The following is a 19,643-nucleotide window of genomic DNA, read 5'->3' as shown; positions in this document are numbered from 1 at the left end:
TCCGCGGTGCCCGCGCGCCTACTCCTCGTCGGTGGTCCGCACCGAAGTCGCCCGCCCCGGCTCCGGCAGTCCGCCCGTCTCCGCCCGCACCAGCAGGACATCGCCGACGAAGAGGTCGTACACCACGATCCCGATCACGCCGCCGATCAGCGGCCCGACGATCGGGATCCACCAGTAGCCGCTGTACCCGCCGGACACGCTGCCCGGGAACGCCAGACTGTTCCAGCCGGCCGCATAGGTGAGCAGGCGCGGCCCGAAGTCACGGGCCGGGTTGATGGCGTATCCCGCGTTGGCGCCGTAGGACATGCCGATCGCGACGACGACGAAGCCCACGATCAGCGGCGCGAGGTTGGCCCTCACCGCCTGGTTGCGCACGTCGAGGACGGCGGCGATGAGCATCAGCAGGAACGCCGTACCCGCGATCTGGTCGATCAGCGGTCCCCAGACGCCGCCGTGGAAGTACGCGGCCGGGAACGTCGCGAAGATGGAGAAGGTGGCGTTCGTGTGCCCGTTCACCTTGGGGCCCGGTGCCGCGTGGTCGTAGGCGCTGATCGCGTCGTGGTACACGAGATAGACGAGCGCCGCGCCGGTGAGCGCGCCGACGAGCTGCGCGAACCAGTACGGCAGGACCTTGGCCCAGGGGAATCCGCGGCGCACCGCCATGGCCAGCGTCACCGCCGGGTTCAGATGGGCGCCGCTCACACCGCCGCCGACGTAGACGCCGAAGGCCACGGCGAATCCCCAGCCCCAGGCGATGAGCAGCCAGTCACCGGCCGCCAGGAAGATCGTGGTGGGCGTCGCGGCACGACCGGAACCGGGCAGCGAGGCGACCGCCATGGCGACCACACCGCAGCCGAAGCAGATGAGCACGAAGGTCCCGAGGAACTCGGCGAGGCACTCGCCCAGCAGACCGCCCCGGCTTCTGAGCCGGGACGGTTTGATGAGCGCGGGGATTTCGACAGCCACGGCGGCCCCCTCGAAGAGAGCAATACGGCCAACATCGCCATCTTGGCGTACAAACCCCCACCCCGCAGGCCGACAGCGCCCGTCAGCTGTCGAGATCGTCGGCGAAGTGGCGGAAGCCGTGCCGGTCCCGGTGCAGGCCCCACAGCGTCTCGGCGAGCACGGCCGGATCCTTGCGCGCGTGCCCCGCGGTGATCGCGCCGGGGATCACCAACTGCGCCACGTGGATGCCCTCCCCCGCGAGCCGCTCGTGCAGCAGATGCCCGTACGCGGTCTCCGCGGCGAACGCGATGGACGTCCCCGCCCGCTCGATGTGCGGTACGGCGGCGGTCCCGCCGTTGACGAACAGGATCGTCCCGCGCCCCAGCCGCCGCATCCCCGGCAGCACCTGCTGCACGGCGGCGACCGGCCCGTACACCGAGAACTCGATCGGCCCGACGAGCTCCCGGTGCCCGGTGTCCAGCACGGACCGCATGAAGTCCCGGTGCGGCACCGGGCTGTACTGCAGCACCTCTACGGTCCCCACCTCGTCCGCCGCACGCCGCAGCGCCGTCGCCAGTTCCTCGGGCCTGCGCACATCGGCGACGAATCCGCGGGCCCGGACCCCGTCCGCGCCGAGGTCCCGCACCAGCTCGTCGAGCCGCACCCGGTCCCGGGCGAAGAGGGCCACGTCGAACCCCTCCCGCCCGAACCGCCGCGCGACGGCGGCCCCGAGCCCCGGTCCGGCACCCACAATGGCGACACTGCTCATGCAGGCATCCGTACCGCGCCCACCACCGGCCCACACCCGCCGGACACGGCCCACGACCCCGCGCCCGCCGAGCGGTAGGCCGCTACGCGGCCCCGGCCGGCTCGGCGACGGCCTCCCGCGCCGCACGCATCCGCTCCACCTGTACGGCGGTGACGGCCCGCACCGCGAAGGCGCCTGCGACGGCCGCCCCCACCACGGCCGCGTCCGCCAGGAGCAGCGGCCACACCTCGCTGTAGGCCCGCCCGATCATCTCGTCCGTGGAGTCGCGGTACACGATCCCCACCCCACCGAGCATCCCGATCAGCCACAGCGTCCACCACACGTTGACGGAGCCGGGAAGCCCCCGCCCGGGAGCGCTGCCGCGGAAGGCGTCGGCGACGATCCCCCGCGGGATCCACAGGTTGAACACGGGGAGAACCCACCCGAGATACACCCAGAACCCGAGGTACTTCGGCGTCCGGCCGGACAACGCCCGCGCGTTGTCCCGCAGCCGCCACAGCCAGGACAGGAAGAGCAGCGCACAGACGAAGGCGGCCCCGGTACCCACCGCGGTCACCCAGTGGTACGAGTCCTCCAGCGCGTCGAGCGGCCGGTGCGCCCCGTCCTCCCGCACGGGCGGCCCGGCGCTCGGCTCCCCCGCGACAGCGAGCCGGGCCTCCCAGACTCCGCGTGCGATCCAGGCGAGCCCGGCGAACAACAATCCCCCTGCGGCCAACTGCCCGGCCACCTGAACGGGCCGGTACGCAAGCGAGTGAGCAGCTGACTGGTCTATCCGTTCGGTCACCACGCCATCCTGACGGACCGAGGCCGCCGGCCACCAGGAAGCCCGGCGAGGGGGGCCGTTGCGCCGTCCGGGTGCATCCGTCACTCGATCGGCCGCGCCTCGGCCGCTCAGCGCCTCGTGCGCGGCGTCCCACGGCAAGTATGGCGAGTAGCCCACGTCATGGCGTGCGCGGACCGCGAGCATCAGGAGACAGACGAGTTGTGAGCATCCTCAACGAACCCCATGGTGCCGCCACGGCCGAGGAAGCCTACGAGAGCGAGGTGCCGGTCCGGCGCCAGCGGCCCGGCAGTGTCCTGGTGAAGTGGCTGACGACCACCGACCACAAGACGATCGGCACACTCTATCTGGGCACGTCCTTCGCCTTCTTCCTGTTCGGCGGCGTGATGGCGCTGATCATGCGCGCCGAGCTGGCCCGGCCGGGCCTGCAGATCATCTCCAAGGAGCAGTACAACCAGCTGTTCACGATGCACGGCACGATCATGCTGCTGATGTTCGCGACGCCGCTGTTCGCCGGCTTCACGAACTGGATCATGCCGTTGCAGATCGGCGCGCCGGACGTGGCGTTCCCCCGGCTGAACATGTTCGCCTACTGGCTGTACCTGTTCGGCTCGCTCATCGCGGTGGGCGGCTTCCTCACCCCGGACGGCGCGGCCGACTTCGGCTGGTTCGCCTACGCCCCGCTCCACGGCCCGGTGTACTCGCCCGGTCCCGGCCCGGATCTGTGGATCATGGGTCTGGCCTTCTCCGGCTTCGGCACCATCCTCGGCTCGGTCAACTTCATCACCACGATCATCTGCATGCGCGCCCCGGGCATGACCATGTTCCGCATGCCGATCTTCGTGTGGAACGTGCTGCTGACCGCCGTCCTGGTCCTGCTCGCCTTCCCGGTGCTGGCCGCCGCCCTGTTCGCCATCGAGCTGGACCGGAAGTTCGGGGCGCACATCTACGACTCCGCGACCGGCGGCGCGTTGCTGTGGCAGCACCTCTTCTGGTTCTTCGGCCATCCCGAGGTGTACATCATCGCCCTGCCGTTCTTCGGCATCGTCTCCGAAGTGATCCCGGTGTTCTCGCGCAAGCCGATGTTCGGCTACATGGGTCTCATCGCCGCGACCATCTCCATCGCCGGCCTGTCCGTGACCGTGTGGGCCCACCACATGTACGTCACCGGCGGTGTGCTGCTGCCGTTCTTCTCCTTCATGACCTTCCTGATCGCCGTGCCGACCGGTGTGAAGTTCTTCAACTGGATCGGCACGATGTGGAAGGGCAGTCTGTCCTTCGAGACGCCGATGCTCTGGGCGACGGGCTTCCTGGTGACGTTCCTGTTCGGTGGTCTGACCGGTGTCATCCTGGCCTCGCCGCCGATGGACTTCCACGTCTCCGACTCGTACTTCGTGGTGGCCCACTTCCACTACGTGGTCTTCGGCACGGTCGTCTTCGCGATGTTCTCCGGCTTCCACTTCTGGTGGCCGAAGATGACCGGCAAGATGCTGGACGAGCGGCTCGGCAAGATCACCTTCTGGACGCTGTTCGTCGGGTTCCACGGCACCTTCCTGGTCCAGCACTGGCTGGGCGCCGAGGGCATGCCGCGGCGGTACGCGGACTACCTGGCGGCCGACGGCTTCACCACCCTGAACACGGTCTCCACGATCGCCTCGTTCCTGCTCGGCCTGTCGATGCTGCCGTTCCTCTACAACATGTGGAAGACCGCCAAGTACGGCAAGCCGGTCGGCGTGGACGACCCCTGGGGCTACGGCCGTTCGCTGGAGTGGGCGACCTCCTGCCCGCCGCCGCGGCACAACTTCGTCACCCTGCCGCGGATCCGCAGCGAGTCCCCCGCCTTCGACCTGCACCACCCCGACATCGCGATGGCGGAACACGAGCACCAGCTCCCGGTGCGGACCGACCGGGGACAGGGGTGAGCGGCCTGCCGAACCGGGGGGCGGACGGTGTGCTCGGCAACGAGGTCGAGGGCTACCTGCTCTGGCAGGCCCGGATCGCCGAGGCGGAGCAGCGCGCCCAGGAGTTCGTCGCGCCGATGGACTGGCTGACCACCGCCCAGCGCGAGGACATCGAACGCCGCTACATCGCCGACAGCCTGCAGCGGGCCCGGTCGGACCTGGAACGCGTGGCGGCCCGCTGCAGGTCCCTGCGCGCCGAGTACGAGCACCGCTACCAGGAACTGAAGCGCCGCTGCCTGGCCGTGACCCTCGCGGTGTGCGCGGGCTGCATGGCCGTGGGGACGCTGCTGCTGGTGCTGTGAGGGGGCGCGGAACACGCGCCCCGGGCCGGTCAGGCCATCCAGAAGAAGACCGCCGTCATCCGCTTCTCCTCCAGCGTCGTGCCGTGGTAACCGGTCGCGCTGTGCACGAGGTTGGCGTTGTAGAGGAGCAGGCGGTTGTACCGGTGCGGGACGCGGACGTCCTCCTCGAAGTGGTCGCCCGGGACGAACCGGGTGCCGAGGGCCTCGACGAGGTTGGTGTGCGGGGCCTGGACGATGTTGCCGCCGAGCCGGCCGCCGGGCAGCGACTGGCGGTAGAAGGCGGTGCCGCAGTCCTTGGGGACGCCGGGGTTGAGGTAGAGGACGGCCGCGTACCGGCACAGGGCGCGGGAGTCGGTGTGCGGGCGGGGCTCGCTCTCGCCCTCGCCGACCACCTGGACGCAGTTGTGGTTGAGGGTGCCGCCGCCGGGCGTCTGCTGCACCCAGAGCTTCTTGGCGCCGGTGGCCTTCTTCACCAGGCTCTCGACGCGGGCGAGTTCGGCGGGCTCAAGGCCGGGCATGGCGCGCAGACCGGGCCAGGTCTCGGAGGTGTAGGGGTAGCCCTTGACCCAGTCGTCCTTGGCCAGGCAGCGCTCCCGTACGGCGTCGACGTCGGGCAGGGCGTCGTCGATGACCCAGTAGTCGCGGCCCCTGGTGGGCTTGCGGTAGGGCAGGACGGGAAGGGCCGCGGGCATGCGGGGCGGTGGCTGTGGGGGCATGCGGCGAATCTAGGCCAGCGTTTCGCCTGCCTTCTCCCGGGAATTGGTCAACTCTCCTGAGGATTGGTCAACTCTTCTTTACCCGCACCACCGATACGAACGGCTTCCGGATCCGTACTGCTGTGTGTCCGAACCGCCGCACGGCGGCTTCACGACCGGGCAGGAGGCACGGTGCGCTTTTCGCGGAACGCGACGGGAACCCTCTTCGTGGGAGGGGCGATGGCCATGACCCTCGTAGCGCTCGCCTACCCGGGCATGCTCGGGCTGAACAAGGTCACCACGGCCCAGGACCGCGTCATCGCCAACACCCAGTGGGGGCCGCTCACCGAGCAGGACCGGGACTTCGTGGTGAAGGTGCGGGCGGCAGGCCTGTGGGAGTACCCGGTGGGGCAGATGGGGCTGCAGAAGGGCACCACACCGGGGGTCATCACGGCCAGCAAGCACCTGGTCGACGGGCACGCGGCGCTGGACACCACCTGCCGCAAGATCGCGCCGATGCTCAACATCACGCTGCCCGACCTGCCGAGTCCCCAGCAGCAGGGTTTCGTCAGCCAGCTGAAGGCGGACAGCGGCAAGAAGTTCGACAGCGACTTCGCCAACATCCTGCGGATGACGCACGGCGCGATCTTCAACACGATCTCGAAGATCCGGTCCACCACCAAGAACACGCTGGTGCGCGCCCTCGCCGACCAGGCCAACAACACCGTGCTGGACCACATGACGGTGATGGAGAAGACCGGTCTGGTCGACTTCGACCAGACCATCTTCCAGCAGACCACCCCGCCGAAGCTGCCCAACTCCGACCTGACCCCGCCGCCTCCGGCCCCCGGGCAGCCCGAGATCGTGCTCACGCCGCCGCCGAACCCGACCTCGACGCCGGTCGACCTCAGCGGACTCCTCGGCGGCAACGCGTCGGCACAGCCGGGCCCGGGTCCGACGACGGGCTGAGCACGCCGCTCAGCCGAGCCAGACCGTCGTGTCCGGGGGCAGGGTGCGGGCCGCGGGCAGGGGGGTGCTGGCCAGCAGCACCTCCCCCGGCGGCAGCGGTACGGGATCGCCGCCGAGGTTGGCCAGGCAGCGCCAGCCCTCGGAGCGGGTGAAGTCGAGAACTCCGGCGGGGCCGTCGGCGGCCCACGTCAGCGTCTCGCCGTCCAGCAGCTTGCGGCGCAGCCGCAGGGCGGTGCGGTACAGCTCCAGGGTCGAGCCGTCCGTCCCCGCCTGCGCCTCGACGGCGTACGACGCGAAGGACGGGGGCTGCGGCAGCCAGGCGGCGCCGGGCCCGAAGCCGTACGACGGCCCGCTCGTCGTCCACGGCAGTGGCACCCGGCAGCCGTCGCGGCCTTTGCGGACATGGCCGGTCTGCTCCCAGATCGGGTCCTGGAGCACCTCGGTGGGCAGGTCGGCGACCTCGGGCAGACCGAGCTCCTCGCCCTGGTAGAGGTACGACGATCCGGGCAGCGCGAGCATGAGGAGGGTCGCCGCGCGGGCCCGGCGCAGGCCCGCCCCGGGGTCGACCGCGGGCGCGGTGCCGCCGGACAGCAGCCAGGCGTCCTGGTCGGTGCCGGGCGGCAGCATCAGGCGGGAGGCGTGGCGGACGACGTCGTGGTTGGACAGCACCCAGGTGGCCGAGGCGCCGGCGGCACGTGCGGTGGCCAACTCGTCGGTGATGACCCGGCGCAGGTCCGCCGCATCCCAACGCGCCTCCAGATACTCGAAGTTGAAGGCCTGGCCGAGTTCGTCGGGGCGTGCGTACAGGGCGCGGCGGGCGCCCGGGACCCAGGCCTCGGCCACGGCGGAGCGCGGCGGGCTGTAGGCGTCGAAGACCTTGCGCCAGTCGCGGTAGATCTCGTGGACCTCGTCGCGGTCCCAGTACGGGTGGCTGCCCGGCGGGACGAGCGGCAGGGCCTCCTCGCCGGTGGCGCCGAGGTTCCCGGTGTCCCGCAGCGGCTCGGCGAGGTCCTTGGCGAGGCCGTGGGCGACGTCGACGCGGAAGCCGTCGACGCCCCGGTCGGACCAGAAACGCAGGGTGGTGCGGAAGTCGGCGCGGACGTCGTCGTTGTCCCAGTTGAGGTCGGGCTGCTCGGGGGCGAAGAGATGCAGGTACCACTCGCCGTCCGGGGTGCGCTGCCAGGCGCTGCCACCGAAGACGGACTGCCAGTCGGTGGGCGGGAGTGCGCCGTGCGCGCCCCGGCCGGGGCGGAAGACGAAGCGGTCGCGGGCCGGGGAGCCGGGGGCGGACCGCAGGGCCTCCTGGAACCAGGGGTGCTGATGGGAGGTGTGGTTCGGGACGATGTCGACGACGACCTTCAGGCCGAGCCGGTGTGCCTCGGCGACCAGGGCGTCGAAGTCGTCCAGGGTGCCGAGGCGGGGGTCGACGTCCCGGTGGTCGGCGACGTCGTAGCCGCCGTCGGCCAGCTCCGACGGATAGAAGGGGCTCAGCCACAGGGCGTCGACGCCGAGGGCGGCGAGGTGGTTCAGGCGCTGGGTGATGCCCTTCAGGTCACCGAGGCCGTCGCCGTCGGCGTCGGCGAAGCTGCGGGGGTAGACCTGATAGATGACGGCCTGGCGCCACCAGTCGGGGCTCCTGGGGGAGAGGTCTGCCATACGGGATCCCTTCGGACGGGAGGACAGTACAGGGAATCTGTCCACATTGCCCGAAAAGGAACCCTTCGGTCTCTCGGCGGGCCGGCCTACGGCCGTTCCACCGTCTCCAGGTACAGCTTCACATAGCGGGCCACGTCGACCTCCAACGCCACGTCCACCAGCGCCTGTTCACGCCTGCCCTCGTGGATCTCGGACTCGCCGGGCCGAGGGCGGCGGTCGACGATCGTCTGGCCGCGGCCCGGGCCGGGGGCGAGGGAGACCTCGACCGGGAACAGCCGGGTGATGATGCCCTGCGGGTCGGCGACCGCGCACACCGCGCCGGCGTCGCCGAGGCCGCCCGCCTCCTCCGCCTCCGGGGCCTCGCCCTGCGTGGTCGGCCGGTGCGCGAGGAGTTCACCGGCCAGCCGGGTGCCGGGGTCGCCGCTCCGCCGCAGCCGGTGCACGTCCGCGGCGTCCACCACGACCTGCATGAACACGTCCAGGCCGTACATGGTGACCGGTACCCCGGCCGTGAGCAGGATCGCGGCCGCCTCCGGGTCGTGCCAGACGTTGAACTCGGCGACCGGCGTGGCGTTCCCCACGGACACCGCGCCACCCATGAAGACGATCCGCTCGATGTTGCGGGTCACCTCCGGGTGGGTGCGCAGGAGCAGGGCGATGTTGGTCAGGGGCGCCGTGGGGATGAGGGTGACCGGCCGCGGGGAGGCCAGGATCTCGCGGCGCAGCAGGGTGACGGCGTCGACGTCCGCCGGGGACCGGGTCGGCGCGGGCAGACCCAGGTCGCCCATGCCGTCGGCGCCGTGGACGTGCCGCGCCGAGCGCGCCGGTTCGATCAGCGGACGTTCCGCGCCCCGGCCCACCGGGATGCCGGGGGCACCCGCCTGCTCCAGCACGGTCAGGGTGTTGCGGACCACGCCGTCGACGTCCGTGTTCCCGGCCACACAGGTCACCGCCCGCAGATCGAGCCCCGGGTGGCGCACGGCCAACAGCAGGGCGAGGGCATCGTCGACGCCGGTGTCGCAGTCGATGATCACGGGGATGGGCTGACCGGTCACGGCGGACTCCTTCCGTCAAGCCGACCTTAGATCACCGCGGTCACTCCCACAGGGCGGTACCGCGTGCGGCGACCCGGGCGGCGATCCTGGACAGCAGCTCCGGCACCGGCAGTTCGCCCGGCCGGCGGCCGTCCCGCAGGCGTACGGCGGCGAGGTCCGCCCCGGCCTCGCGGGCCCCGATCACCGCCTGGTACGGCACCAGGCGCGCGGCGCGGATCCGGGCGCCCAGGGTGCCCTCGGCGGGGTCGGCGAGTTCCGCCCGCAGGCCCCGGTCCCGGGCCTCGCGTACGACCGCCGCCGCCCGTTCCCGCTGCTCCTCGGCGACCGGCAGCACCACCAGCTGGACGGGGGCCAGCCAGGCCGGGAAGGCCCCGGCGTGGGCCTCGACGAGGTGGGCGACAGCCCGCTCGACGCTGCCGATGACGCTGCGGTGCACCATCACCGGGCGGTGCCGGGCGCCGTCGGCGCCGGTGTAGTGCAGGTCGAAACGGGCCGGCTGGTGGAAGTCGATCTGCACGGTGGACAGGGTGGACTCGCGGCCGGCCGGGTCGGCGATCTGCACGTCGATCTTCGGGCCGTAGAAGGCGGCCTCGCCCTCGGCCTCCTCGTGGCCGATGCCCGACTCGCCCAGCACCTGCCGCAGCAGTTCGGTGGCCCGCCGCCACAGTTCGGGGTCGGCGACGTACTTGCCGCCCGCGCCGGGCAGCGACAGGCGGTGCCGTACGGCCTCGATGCCGAGGTCGGCGTAGGCGCGGGTGATCAGCTCCAGCGCGGCGCGGGCCTCCTCGACCGCCTGGTCGAGGGTGCAGAAGATGTGCGCGTCGTTGAGCTGGATGGCACGGACGCGGGTCAGGCCGCCCAGCACGCCGGAGCGTTCGGCGCGGTGCATGCCGCCCAGCTCGGCGATGCGCAGGGGAAGTTCACGGTGGCTGCGGGAGCGGGAACGGTAGATCAGGGCGTGGTGGGGGCAGAGGCTGGGCCGCAGCACGACCTCCTCCGCCCCGAGTTTCATCGCCGGGTACATGTAGGCGCTGTAGTGGTCCCAGTGCCCGGAGATCTCGTACAGCTCCCGTTTGCCGAGGACGGGCGAGTACACGTGCCGGTACCCGGCCCGGCGTTCGGTCTCGCGGATGTACTCCTCCAGGGTGTGCCGTACGACCGCGCCGTCGGGCAGCCAGTACGGCAGGCCGGCGCCCATCAGCGGATCGGTGTCGAACAGGCCGAGCTCGCGGCCGAGGCGGCGGTGGTCGGGGGGTGAGGCGTTCATGGGGTCTCCTCGCCTGATGGCGGCGAACGCCCACGGCACGCCGAAGCCCCGGGGCGTTCGCCCCGGGCCTTCGATGCTGGTCAAGTGTCAGCGCGCCGGGACGGTCTCCGGCGTCGTCGTGCTCTTCGGGCACTGCTGGGCGCGCTGCATGCGGCGACCGTAGCAGTGCGCCGAGCGGCAGGTCGAGGCATTTCCGGCGGCCGTTCACCCGGATCCGGGGAGCCACTCACCCGGACGGCCCGGAGCGCTGGTGGGGCGGGCGGGGCGGTGATGCCGTGAGAACAGCACCACCGGAACAGGCACCACGAGCCGGCACCCACCGACGGGCATGCCACCGGCAGGCGCGCCGCCGGCCCGCAGCCCAGGAGGCACCGCGATGATCTCTCTGTCCGACGCGATACGTCCCCGCGGCGTTCGGCTCGCCCTCATCGCCGCCGGACTCGTCGCCGTGGGCGGCTACGCGGCCTTCGGTCTGAAGCAGCCGGAGACCGCGACCCAGCCCCTCCCGACCATCGACAAGCCCTCCCCGACCGGCAAGGCGTCCCCGCGGGCCAACGGTTCCACGCTCACCGCCGAGCAGGCACAGGCCGCGCTCATCAACCAGAACGACCTCGGCACCCCCTGGACGGCCACCCGTGGCGCGGCCACCTGGCGGGACATGCTGCTGAAGGCGACCACCACGGCCGGCGACTGCCAGCCGCTGCTGGAGGCCCTCTACACCGACGAACTCCTCGGCGGCCCCGCCCGCGCGGCCGTCGGCCTGGACGACGACGACACCAATGCCCAGCTCCGCTACCAGATCGCCGCCCGCCGCCCCGCCGACGTGGACAAGGCGCTCGCCTGGCTGAGGACCATGCCGGCGCGGTGCGCGCGGTTCACGGCCAGTACGGAGACCGGGATCACGGAGGACGTCCAGGTGAGCGACGCCCCGCTGCCGAAGGTCGGGGACGCGCGCCAGGGCCTGCGGATCACCCTCGCCGCCACGCGGGGCGACGGGGCGCACGCCCTGCTCACGCTGGAGGTGGCCGCCGTCCGGGTCGGCCAGGACGCGTTCGCCCTCACCAACGGCGGCCTGGGCGACGTACCGAACAACGCGACCCAGGCCGCCGTCCAGATCGGCGCCCTGCGCCTGGGGGACATCCGTAAACAGGGGCGGGCCCAGGTGTAGCCCCGCTCACAGCGGCGGCTGGGCCGGGGCGGGGCCCAGGGTGGTGGTGCCCGGGGTCGTGCGGTGGCCGAGGCCGGTGCGGTAGGCGTCCAGGGCCGCCTCGATCCGGCCCGTGCGGCGCAGCAGGTCGCCCAGGAGCCGGCACAGGTCGGCCAGGTCGCCCGCAGCGCCCGCGCGTTCCAGCAGGCTGAGCGCGCGGACGTAGTGCTCCTCGGCGGCCTCGGTGTCCCGGCCGTCCTCGGCGATGATGCCGAGCAGCCGGTGGGCCGCGGCGGCGTGCACCGCACCGCGCTCGGAGGAGAAGTCACCGAGGACGCCCTCGAGCAGTCCGGCGGCCTCGGCGGACTTGCCGCGCCGGTGCAGCACGTCGGCCAGTTCGACGGCGGCCTGGCTGAGGTAGAGGGCGGCCCGGCTCTCCGCGAGCATGGTGTGCGCCTGACGCAACTCCGCCTCCGCGCGCTCCAGTTCACCGTTCTGCGCGCAGACGTATCCGCGCATCCAGTGGCAGTTGGCCAGCTCGGTGCGCAGGCGCAGCTGCCGGTACAGCTCGGCCGCCTTGGCGAGGGAGGCGTCGGCCTCGGCGACCCGGCCCTCGGCGAGCAGGGTGCGGGCCACCGAGCGGTGCATCCGGGCGATCAGCGCGGGGTCGGCGGCCTGCGGCGCGAGGGCGAGGGCGAACTCGGCGGCCTGTGCCGCGCGGGCGTGCGCGCCCATGTCCATGTACGGGCCGATGACGCTGGCGTACAGCAGGAGCAGGGCGTCGGGGTCGTGCAGTCCGCCGCGGTTCAGTTCGTCGAGGGTCGACTCCAGGAGGTAGACGGCGTACCGGAGTTCACCGGCGAGGTAGTGCGAGACCGCGCGGCCGCGGACAGCCGGTACGCGCACCGGCAGGGACTCGTCCGCCAGGTGCGCCTCGGCACGTTCGAAGAACTCCCTGGCCCGCGCCAGCTCGCCGGTCTCCAGCGCGCATTCGCCGAGCCCCAGCAGCGCGGTCGCCTCTTCGTGCCCCAGTCGGTGGGTCGCCGCCTCCGCGCAGAGGCCCGCGTACTGGACGGCGGCCTCCTCGGCCCTGCCGTCGGCGAGCACCCGCTGGGCCTCGGTGAGCCGCAGCCTGAGATCGGTGGCGAGGTGGGCGGGCCGGCCGACGGCCAGCTCCTCGAAGGCCACGCCGAGCCGGGCCGCGATGTGCCGCAGCGCCTCGTCGGAGGCCCGCACCCGGCCCGCCTCCAGGGTGGAGATGTAGGCGGGCGTGTAGGCCGGCTCCGCCAACTGCCGCTGCGTCAGTCCGCGTTCCGTGCGCAGCTGCTGTACGCGCCGTCCGATGACCGCCGGATCGTCCCGCTCCCGCATACCCCTGGTCCCCCCAACTCCCTTGGCCCCCCTTGCCGTTCGCCCCGCTCAGCCCCTAGGTTAAACGGCGGATTAAGTGTGCTTAATACGTCGCTGTTGTGTTGCGAGGTCGCTGTGCCCGGACGTACATCCGCACCTTACGGAAACTCCACGACACGGAGGGCCGTCACCGCCGCCGTGATCGCCGCGACCGCCCTGATCCTCGCGGCGAACGCCGGGCCGGCCCGGGCGGCGGCCCCGGCGCACACCGCCCAGCACCAGCAGGCGGCACCGGCACAGCACGGCTAGACCCAATGCCAGTGACTTAACGGCTGCCGGACGGTTCACTCATCGACGTTTCTGCAGGTCAGGGCTCCGAAGGACGCGTTAAGTCACTGGTATTGCGGCTAGACCGCTTGTTTCCGATCACCTGATGCGTCTGCCCGCCAAGTCCCGCCGCTCGTGGAAGGGCGTCTGCACCCTGCGGGGCCGGGCGGTCGACGGCACCTGGGAGCACGTCTTCACCGCCCTGCCCACCCGGGCCGATGCCGCAGCCGACCTGGACTGGGGCGTCGCCGTGGACTCCACCATCGTCCGCGCCCGCTCTGGCGGACCTCACTTCCAGGCCGGGCCGACGAGGCGCCCGCACGGTGATCCCGCGGCCTGCCGACCAGGTCGCCGACCGCAAGCGCAAGGACCGCAGCGGTGGCCGCCCGCCTGCGTCGCCCGCTGATCTGCTAGGGCGCCTGGCTCGGTGGGCCTGCGGCACCCGACAGGAGCGGGCACAGGATGTCGGGTGCGGCAGGCTTGGTCCTTCCTAACGTGGGTGACCGGAAGGGAAGGAGGCCGGGGGTGCTGGATCGGCTGAACCAGGCCATGGAGCACATAGAGGGTCACCTCGACCAGCACATCGAGGTGGCCGCGCTGGCCCGGATCACGGTCACGTCCGAGTACCACTTCCGGCGGCTGTTCTCGTCACTGGCGGGGATGCCTCTGTCGGAGTACGTCCGGCGTCGGCGGCTCACCGTCGCGGGGGCCGAGGTGCTGGCCGGGGAACCGTCCCTGCTGGAGATCGCGGTCCGCTACGGCTACACCTCGGGGGAGGCCTTCGCCCGGGCGTTCCGCGCCGTGCACGGTGTCGGTCCCGGTGAGGCCAGGCGTACCGGCTCGGCTCTGAACTCGCAGCCCCGGCTGTCCTTCCGCCTCACCGTCGAAGGGAACAGCACCATGCGGTACCGCATCGTGAAGAAGGAAGCATTCCGGGTCGTCGGCAGGAAGGCCCGCGTCCCGCTGATCTACCAGGGCGTCAACCCGCACATCGCCGAGAGCGTCCGGAGCGTCTCGCCGGAGACGATGCTGCGGATCGCCGGCCTCTCGGACCAGGACCCGGAGGGCGTGGTGTCGGCGACCGTGCGCCTGTCGGACGGCTTCGAGGAGGGCAGCGAACTCGACTACTACCACGCTGTGGTGACCACTGCCGCCGAGGTGCCCGAGGACCTCGACGTGCTGGACTGCCCGGCGGGCACCTGGGCCGTGTTCGAGAACACCGGGCCGTTCCCGCAGGCGCTGCAGCAGATGTGGGCTGACGTGGCCGCCCAGTGGATCCCGTCCAACCCGTACGAGTACCGTCCGGGGCCGGAGATCCTGCGCACTCGCCCGTCTGAGGACGACCCGGCGCAGTCCGACGCGCAGCTGTGGATCCCGGTGATCCGCACCACGGTCTGAGCCTGACGCCGAGTGACGCTCCGGGGGCGAGGCGCCCGGCCCCGGAACGTGCGGATCCCGGCTCAGAAGGCCCGAACGAAGGCGTCCCAGGCGTGGGGGGTTACGGAGAGGTGAGCCGCGTCGGGGTTCTTGGAGTCGCGTACGGCTACGAGGGCGCGGAGATCGGCTACCTCGACGCAGTCACCGCCGTTGCTGCTGCTGTAGCTGGACTTACGCCACGTCGCGCCCTTCAGCTGTCGGCTGGTCTCCATAGCGCTCCTCCATCACGTGGGCGATCAGCTCTGCCGAGTCCCTCACCGAGAGCGCGGCAGCCTGTAGCTGATCGTAGTTGAGCCACCCCTCGCCGACGCCGTCCGGATTGGCGGTCATGTGGCCCTGGATGAAGTCCTCCGTGTAGACGATGTCCGGATGGTCGTTGAAGCGCAGGAGATTGAAGGCGCCCGGCAGGCCCGGGTGTTCTCCTGCCGAGTACGGCAACACCTGGATCTTCACACGGCGTTGATCGCGAAAGCTCAACAGGTGCGCGAGTTGCTCCCGCATCGCCTCCCGACCGCCCATCGGCCGGTGCAGCACTGCCTCGTCCAGCACGACCCACACCAACGGTGGCTGCTCCTTCCGCAGAAGGCGCTGCCGCTCCAACCGGGCGGCGACCAATTCGTCGAGGTTCTCCGGCTCCGGTGCGCCGAGCACCGCCCGCGCGTACTTCTCGGTCTGCAGCAGTCCGTACACCACCTGCGCCTGATACGTGGAGATGTACGCCGCCTTGGCCTCCATCTCGGCATACGGCTGAAACCACGTCGGCAACTGGCTCCGCAGCACCAGCCCCACCAACCGCGAGAAGAAGCCCTCCGTCACCAGCGCCGCGTCCACACGCTCGGCGAACTCGCGCGTCGGCACCTTCATCGCCGTCTCGATCTGGCCGACCAGTGACCCCGTGCAGAAGACGATCGCCCCCAGCTCCTTCTGCGTCAGCCCCGCCGCCTCACGCTTGCGGCGCAGCTCGTAGCCGAAGTAGTCCAACGGCGAGGCCGCGGGATCCAGTTCACGGATGTTCACCACGCACTGAGCGTAGCCAAACGACCGCACACAGGTGGGCCTGTCGGCGAAACCGCCGGAGGCCTACCCTGACGGACCATGACCTCTGCCGCCGCCCGTACCACCCTGGACCTGACCGCCGACCTGCCCGTTCCCGCGCTGGAGGACCTCTACCGGGACCTGCACCGCCACCCCGAGCTGTCCCTGCGCGAGCACCGCACCGCCGGGAAGCTCGCCGAGCGGCTGGAGGGGGCCGGGTTCGAGACCGCCACCGGTGTCGGCGGCACCGGGGTCGTGGGCCGGCTGGTCAACGGCGACGGGCCGACCGTCCTCCTCCGCGCCGACATGGACGCGCTGCCGGTGCAGGAGGAGACCGGGCTGCCGTACGGCTCCACGGTGGACGGCGTGATGCACGCCTGCGGGCACGATCTGCACGTCACCTGGCTGACCGGGGCCGCCGAGGCGCTGGCGGCCGGGCGGGACACCTGGGACGGCACCCTTCTGGTCGTCGGTCAGCCCGCCGAGGAGACGGGACAGGGCGCCCAGCGGATGGTGGACGACGGGCTGTACGAGCGGTTCGGCCGCCCGGACGTGCTGCTCGGGCAGCATGCCGCGCCCGGCCCGGCGGGCCTGTACCCGCACGTGCCGGGCCTGATCATGTCGGCGGCGACCGACGTGGACATCGTGGTGCACGGGCTCGGCGGCCACGGCTCGCGGCCCGAGGCGACCGTGGACCCGGTGGTGACCGCCGCCTATCTGGTCACCCGGCTGCAGACCGTCGTCTCCCGGGAGATCGCCGCCGGTGACGCGGCCGTCCTGACCGTGGGCCGGATCGAGGCCGGCACCCGGCACAACATCATCCCGACCGAGGCGCGGATCTCGCTGAACCTGCGCAGTCAGTCCGAGGCCGTACGGCAGCGGATGCTGGACGCCATCCGGCGCATCGCGCGGGGCGAGTGCCTGGCCGCCGGCTGCCCGCGCGAGCCGGAGATCACCATCGGCAACACCTTCCCGGTGACCGTCAACGACGGCGACACCGACAAGGCCGTGGCCGCCGTGCACACGGAGGTCTTCGGCGCGGGCACGGTGTTCGACCCGGGCCCGGCGATGGGCAGCGAGGACTTCCCGCAGCTCGCGCTGGAGAACGCCATCCCGTACTCGTACTGGTTCGTCACCACGACCCCCGCCGAGGTCTGGGACCGGGCGCCCGGCGACACCCTTCCGGAGAAGTTCGCGGCCGTGCCGAGCAACCACAGCCCGCACTTCGCACCCGACCTGTCCGTGATCGCCCCCGGTGTCCGCACCCTCGTCTCCGGGGCGCTGGCACTGCTGGCGGCGGTCTGATCCCGAGAGGGGTGACCTTCGCGGGCCTATGGGGCCGCCTGGAGCCGGCACAGTTGCCGCTGGACGTTCTCCAGCGCACCCTGCCGGCGGCCCGGCACCCGGAGCCGCAACTCCGCGAGCGCGGGCCCGAGTTCACGGGCCGGCGCCACGTCCGTGATCCGGCCCCACTGGTGGTGCGCCCGGTCCACGGCCGCCTCCACGGCAGGTGCGTCCACGGCCTGCCCGGCGGCCAGCCGCACCCCGGCGACCGCGAGCCACGCCCGGCAACTGCGCACCGCGTCCCCCGCGAACATGGCCAGATCCGCCCGGACTTCGGCCCAGTGCAGCGCCTCGTCGGACGCCGGCCCATGCACCCGCACGGCGAGCTGCTCAAGCCGAGCGGCCAGCACGTCGGCCTCCCCGTGCCGCCCGCCCCGCACAGCGGCACTGATGGCGGCATGGGGGTCCTGCGGACCGACGGCGACGTGCGGCGCCGCGAGTTCGCCGGGACGGCGCGACCACTCACCGGCACGGGGGGTCGCCGCGATGCCGGGCGGGGTCTGTGCGAGGCCCGGTGAGACCTGGGCGGCCACGCCCGGCGGGATCCGGTCGGGGCCGGCGAACTCCTGGCTCGTGGTGTGGGGGACGTGCCCGTTGCCGGGTGGGGCGGTGGCCTGATGGGGGAACGGGAGGCTGGGGGCGGGGCCGCCGGGGAGGGGCAGTATCAGGTCGCGTCCGGCGCTCGACTCCGCGATCCGCGCCAGCGCCTGCTCGTGCAACGCGGCGAGTGCCGGCCGGTGCCCGCTGCGCAGCAACGTCGCCACGGCCTTCATGTACAGCGGTTCTGCCGGGCCCCGCCGGCCTGGCGCCGGGGCGACGCGACCGAAGACGGCGGTGTTCCGGCCGCAGTCCAGCCCGCGCTCGACCACGTACCGCCAGGCCTCCGCGTCCGCGTGCAGATCCACCACGAGCGCGGTGTCCGCGGCGGACCGCAACCGCAGCTCCTCCCGTATCCAGTGCCAGGGCAGCGCGGTGTAGCGCACGGTCGCCGCGCTGGTGCGCGCCAGCGCGAGGTGCGGCAGCCGCTGCCGCCGGTCCAGCTGGAGCTGCCCGGCGATGTACACCGTCAGCGGCCCGGGCGCGGCCGCGGCGGCGCGCAGCCGGGTCAGCACGGCCTGGGGCTCCAGCGGGTCGGCGAGCTCGACCACGTTGGCGGTGTCCGTGCCGGACAGCACGGCGGGCGCGACGGCGGCCAGCACCGGCAGCACACCGGCCGCGTCCACCAGGCGCCCCCGGCCCAGCGGCGAGGCCGCGAGCAGCAGCACGGTTCCGGGCATCGTCCCTCCCCCTGTTCGACCCTGGTCCGCTCTCCAGCCAGCACCGTAACCGCTGCGGCTGCAAACGCGCGCCTCAGGACCGCAAACGTCCCTCTTCGCGGTCTTCGCCCGCCGCTTCCCGTATCCGCCGCACGGCGAACACCGTGGTGTCGTCGCCGAGCCTGCCCCTGCTGTGCCGCAGCACGCCGTCGCGCACCCGGCGGACCAGTCGCCGCGGCTCGGCGTCTCCCGGGTCGGCGGCGACCGCGGAGGCGACCTCCCGGTCCAGTGGATAGAAGGCGCCCTTCCGGTCGCGGGCCTCGGTCACCCCGTCGGTGACCAGCAGCAGCGTCTCGTCGGCGGCCAACGGCACCCGGTGCTCGGGCGGCACCCCGCCCGCGAGGTCGCCGAGGCCGAGCGGCAGCCCGTCGCCGCTGGGCAGTTCGCGCACGCCGCGCGGGCCGACGGCGAGCGGGGCCTCGTGACCGAAGTTGACGATCTCGATGGTGTCCGGGGTGTCCTCGGGAAAGCCGATCAGCACGGCGGTGGCGAACCGGTCGCCGTCGTCGCGGCCGAGGTCGGTGGTGTGCCGACGGTGCCGCAGCATCCGGATCTCGAGGCGTTCGGCGACGGTCCCCAGGTCCTTCTCGTGGTAGCCGGCCTCGCGGAAGGTGCCGAGCAGCGCGGCGGCGGTCTCCACCGCGCCCAGGCCCTTGCCCTGCACGTCGCCGACGAGCAGACGGGTGCCGTTCGGGCCGGGCTGGATGTCGTAGAAGTCGCCGCCGACCCGGGCGTCGACGTCGGCCGCCAGATACACCCCGGCGTGCTCCAGGCCGGCCCAGCGCGGCGGCAGCGGGCGCAGCACGGTACGGCGGGTGGTCTCGGCGATGTCCTGGATGTGCAGGGCCTCCTGCTCCTTGCGCAGGCGCACCGCGGAGGCGATCGTGGCCAACAGGCCACCGAGCGCGACCAGCACGAAGTCGCCGAGTCCGGCCTGGTACTCGCCCGGCCAGGCGCTGTCGACGGCGACGTACGTCACCACCGCCAGCGCGGCGAAGGCGGCCGTCGTCCACACCCCGCAGATCGCGGCGGCCGTGCCGGGGACCAGCACGATCCAGGTGATGATCCGGAACCGCTCGGTGGTGTTGAGATCCAGCAGCACGATGCCGGCGAGCAGCAGCAGGGGCGGCACCCAGGCGACGCTGTGGCCGCGCACGCGCAGCAGCTGGCGACGCCGCCCGTAGTCCACCTCCGTCACGGCGCGCAGCCCTCCATGTCCTTCAGGGAAACACGGCGGGGAGACGGCCGCATCCGGGCTCTCGTCACTCTCCCGGCCGACTTGCCAGG

At 72.2% G+C, this 19,643-nt stretch carries 19 protein-coding genes; 7 read left to right on the top strand and 12 right to left on the bottom strand.

Features of this window, described 5'->3' with window-relative positions; translation table 11 throughout:
• Window positions 1–18: 18 nt before the first annotated feature.
• The 3 genes from AB0L59_RS13760 to AB0L59_RS13750 form a co-directional block, all read right to left on the bottom strand.
• The gene (locus tag AB0L59_RS13760) at window positions 19–966 is read right to left on the bottom strand and encodes an MIP family channel protein (RefSeq protein ID WP_365582479.1); all 948 of its coding nucleotides are present in this window, start codon (window positions 964–966) and stop codon (window positions 19–21) included.
• An 82-nt stretch (window positions 967–1,048) separates the two neighbouring features.
• Complete coding sequence (locus AB0L59_RS13755) at window positions 1,049–1,714, bottom strand: SDR family NAD(P)-dependent oxidoreductase (RefSeq protein ID WP_365582478.1); 666 nt, start codon at window positions 1,712–1,714, stop codon at window positions 1,049–1,051.
• A gap of 82 nt (window positions 1,715–1,796) precedes the next feature.
• Window positions 1,797–2,498, bottom strand: a complete 702-nt coding sequence (locus AB0L59_RS13750; protein WP_365582476.1) for a DUF4328 domain-containing protein — start codon at window positions 2,496–2,498, stop codon at window positions 1,797–1,799.
• Between the two features lie 200 nt (window positions 2,499–2,698).
• On the opposite strand from AB0L59_RS13750, the gene ctaD reads away from it, so the two are divergent.
• Both ctaD and AB0L59_RS13740 read left to right on the top strand, forming a co-directional pair.
• Window positions 2,699–4,417: a cytochrome c oxidase subunit I gene (gene ctaD, locus AB0L59_RS13745; RefSeq protein ID WP_365582475.1), complete on the top strand. Its 1,719-nt coding sequence runs from the start codon at window positions 2,699–2,701 to the stop codon at window positions 4,415–4,417.
• Window positions 4,414–4,758 (top strand): cytochrome C oxidase subunit I, encoded by a 345-nt coding sequence (locus AB0L59_RS13740; protein WP_365582473.1) that lies wholly within the window; start codon window positions 4,414–4,416, stop codon window positions 4,756–4,758. Before ctaD ends, AB0L59_RS13740 begins: the two co-directional genes overlap by 4 nt.
• A 29-nt stretch (window positions 4,759–4,787) precedes the next feature.
• On the opposite strand, the gene AB0L59_RS13735 is transcribed toward AB0L59_RS13740, so the two are convergent.
• Window positions 4,788–5,474: a DUF6445 family protein gene (locus AB0L59_RS13735; protein WP_365582472.1), complete on the bottom strand. Its 687-nt coding sequence runs from the start codon at window positions 5,472–5,474 to the stop codon at window positions 4,788–4,790.
• 207 nt (window positions 5,475–5,681) lie between these two features.
• On the opposite strand from AB0L59_RS13735, the gene AB0L59_RS13730 reads away from it, so the two are divergent.
• Window positions 5,682–6,422, top strand: coding sequence for a DUF4142 domain-containing protein (locus tag AB0L59_RS13730; RefSeq protein ID WP_365582739.1), 741 nt, complete (start codon window positions 5,682–5,684; stop codon window positions 6,420–6,422).
• 9 nt (window positions 6,423–6,431) lie between these two features.
• Here the strand turns inward: AB0L59_RS13730 and AB0L59_RS13725 are convergent, their stop codons facing one another.
• The 3 genes from AB0L59_RS13725 to thrS all read right to left on the bottom strand — a co-directional run bounded on the left by AB0L59_RS13725 (window position 6,432) and on the right by thrS (window position 10,400).
• Window positions 6,432–8,078 (bottom strand): glycoside hydrolase family 13 protein, encoded by a 1,647-nt coding sequence (locus AB0L59_RS13725; protein ID WP_365582471.1) that lies wholly within the window; start codon window positions 8,076–8,078, stop codon window positions 6,432–6,434.
• Window positions 8,079–8,164: 86 nt separating this feature from the next.
• Window positions 8,165–9,133 carry a nucleoside hydrolase gene (locus tag AB0L59_RS13720; protein WP_365582469.1) on the bottom strand — a complete coding sequence of 323 codons (969 nt, stop codon included), beginning with the start codon at window positions 9,131–9,133 and terminating at the stop codon, window positions 8,165–8,167.
• Between the two features lie 40 nt (window positions 9,134–9,173).
• Window positions 9,174–10,400 carry a threonine--tRNA ligase gene (thrS, locus tag AB0L59_RS13715; RefSeq protein ID WP_365582467.1) on the bottom strand — a complete coding sequence of 409 codons (1,227 nt, stop codon included), beginning with the start codon at window positions 10,398–10,400 and terminating at the stop codon, window positions 9,174–9,176.
• Between the two features lie 376 nt (window positions 10,401–10,776).
• On the opposite strand from thrS, the gene AB0L59_RS13710 reads away from it, so the two are divergent.
• Window positions 10,777–11,568, top strand: a complete 792-nt coding sequence (locus AB0L59_RS13710) for a hypothetical protein (RefSeq protein WP_365582465.1) — start codon at window positions 10,777–10,779, stop codon at window positions 11,566–11,568.
• Between the two features lie 6 nt (window positions 11,569–11,574).
• Here AB0L59_RS13710 and AB0L59_RS13705 read toward each other — a convergent pair whose 3' ends face one another.
• Window positions 11,575–12,918, bottom strand: coding sequence for a tetratricopeptide repeat protein (locus AB0L59_RS13705; protein WP_365582463.1), 1,344 nt, complete (start codon window positions 12,916–12,918; stop codon window positions 11,575–11,577).
• A 412-nt stretch (window positions 12,919–13,330) separates the two neighbouring features.
• Here AB0L59_RS13705 and AB0L59_RS13700 point away from each other — a divergent pair, with 412 nt between their 5' ends.
• Together AB0L59_RS13700 and AB0L59_RS13695 are read left to right on the top strand one after the other, a co-directional pair.
• Entirely contained in the window at window positions 13,331–13,630 is a 300-nt protein-coding gene (locus AB0L59_RS13700; RefSeq protein ID WP_365582462.1) for a hypothetical protein, read from the top strand.
• A 119-nt stretch (window positions 13,631–13,749) separates the two neighbouring features.
• On the top strand, window positions 13,750–14,622 hold the full coding sequence (locus AB0L59_RS13695) for an AraC family transcriptional regulator (protein WP_365582461.1): 873 nt from the start codon (window positions 13,750–13,752) through the stop codon (window positions 14,620–14,622).
• A 62-nt stretch (window positions 14,623–14,684) separates the two neighbouring features.
• Here the strand turns inward: AB0L59_RS13695 and AB0L59_RS13690 are convergent, their stop codons facing one another.
• Both AB0L59_RS13690 and AB0L59_RS13685 read right to left on the bottom strand, forming a co-directional pair.
• Window positions 14,685–14,873 carry a DUF397 domain-containing protein gene (locus AB0L59_RS13690; RefSeq protein ID WP_365582459.1) on the bottom strand — a complete coding sequence of 63 codons (189 nt, stop codon included), beginning with the start codon at window positions 14,871–14,873 and terminating at the stop codon, window positions 14,685–14,687.
• Entirely contained in the window at window positions 14,833–15,681 is an 849-nt protein-coding gene (locus tag AB0L59_RS13685) for a helix-turn-helix transcriptional regulator (protein WP_365582458.1), read from the bottom strand. Before AB0L59_RS13685 ends, AB0L59_RS13690 begins: the two co-directional genes overlap by 41 nt.
• 75 nt (window positions 15,682–15,756) lie before the next feature.
• Here AB0L59_RS13685 and AB0L59_RS13680 point away from each other — a divergent pair, with 75 nt between their 5' ends.
• Window positions 15,757–17,001 (top strand): amidohydrolase, encoded by a 1,245-nt coding sequence (locus tag AB0L59_RS13680; protein WP_365582456.1) that lies wholly within the window; start codon window positions 15,757–15,759, stop codon window positions 16,999–17,001.
• 26 nt (window positions 17,002–17,027) lie between these two features.
• On the opposite strand, the gene AB0L59_RS13675 is transcribed toward AB0L59_RS13680, so the two are convergent.
• Together AB0L59_RS13675 and AB0L59_RS13670 are read right to left on the bottom strand one after the other, a co-directional pair.
• On the bottom strand, window positions 17,028–18,317 hold the full coding sequence (locus tag AB0L59_RS13675; RefSeq protein WP_365582454.1) for a hypothetical protein: 1,290 nt from the start codon (window positions 18,315–18,317) through the stop codon (window positions 17,028–17,030).
• A gap of 73 nt (window positions 18,318–18,390) precedes the next feature.
• Window positions 18,391–19,554: a PP2C family protein-serine/threonine phosphatase gene (locus AB0L59_RS13670; protein ID WP_365582452.1), complete on the bottom strand. Its 1,164-nt coding sequence runs from the start codon at window positions 19,552–19,554 to the stop codon at window positions 18,391–18,393.
• Between the last annotated feature and the right edge of the window lie 89 nt (window positions 19,555–19,643).

The organism is Streptomyces sp. NPDC052109, from assembly GCF_040680195.1.
In the GTDB taxonomy this organism is placed as follows: Bacteria; Actinomycetota; Actinomycetes; order Streptomycetales; family Streptomycetaceae; genus Streptomyces.
Note: the sequence above shows the minus strand (reverse complement) of the source record. Positions and strands in the feature narration are given on the sequence as shown.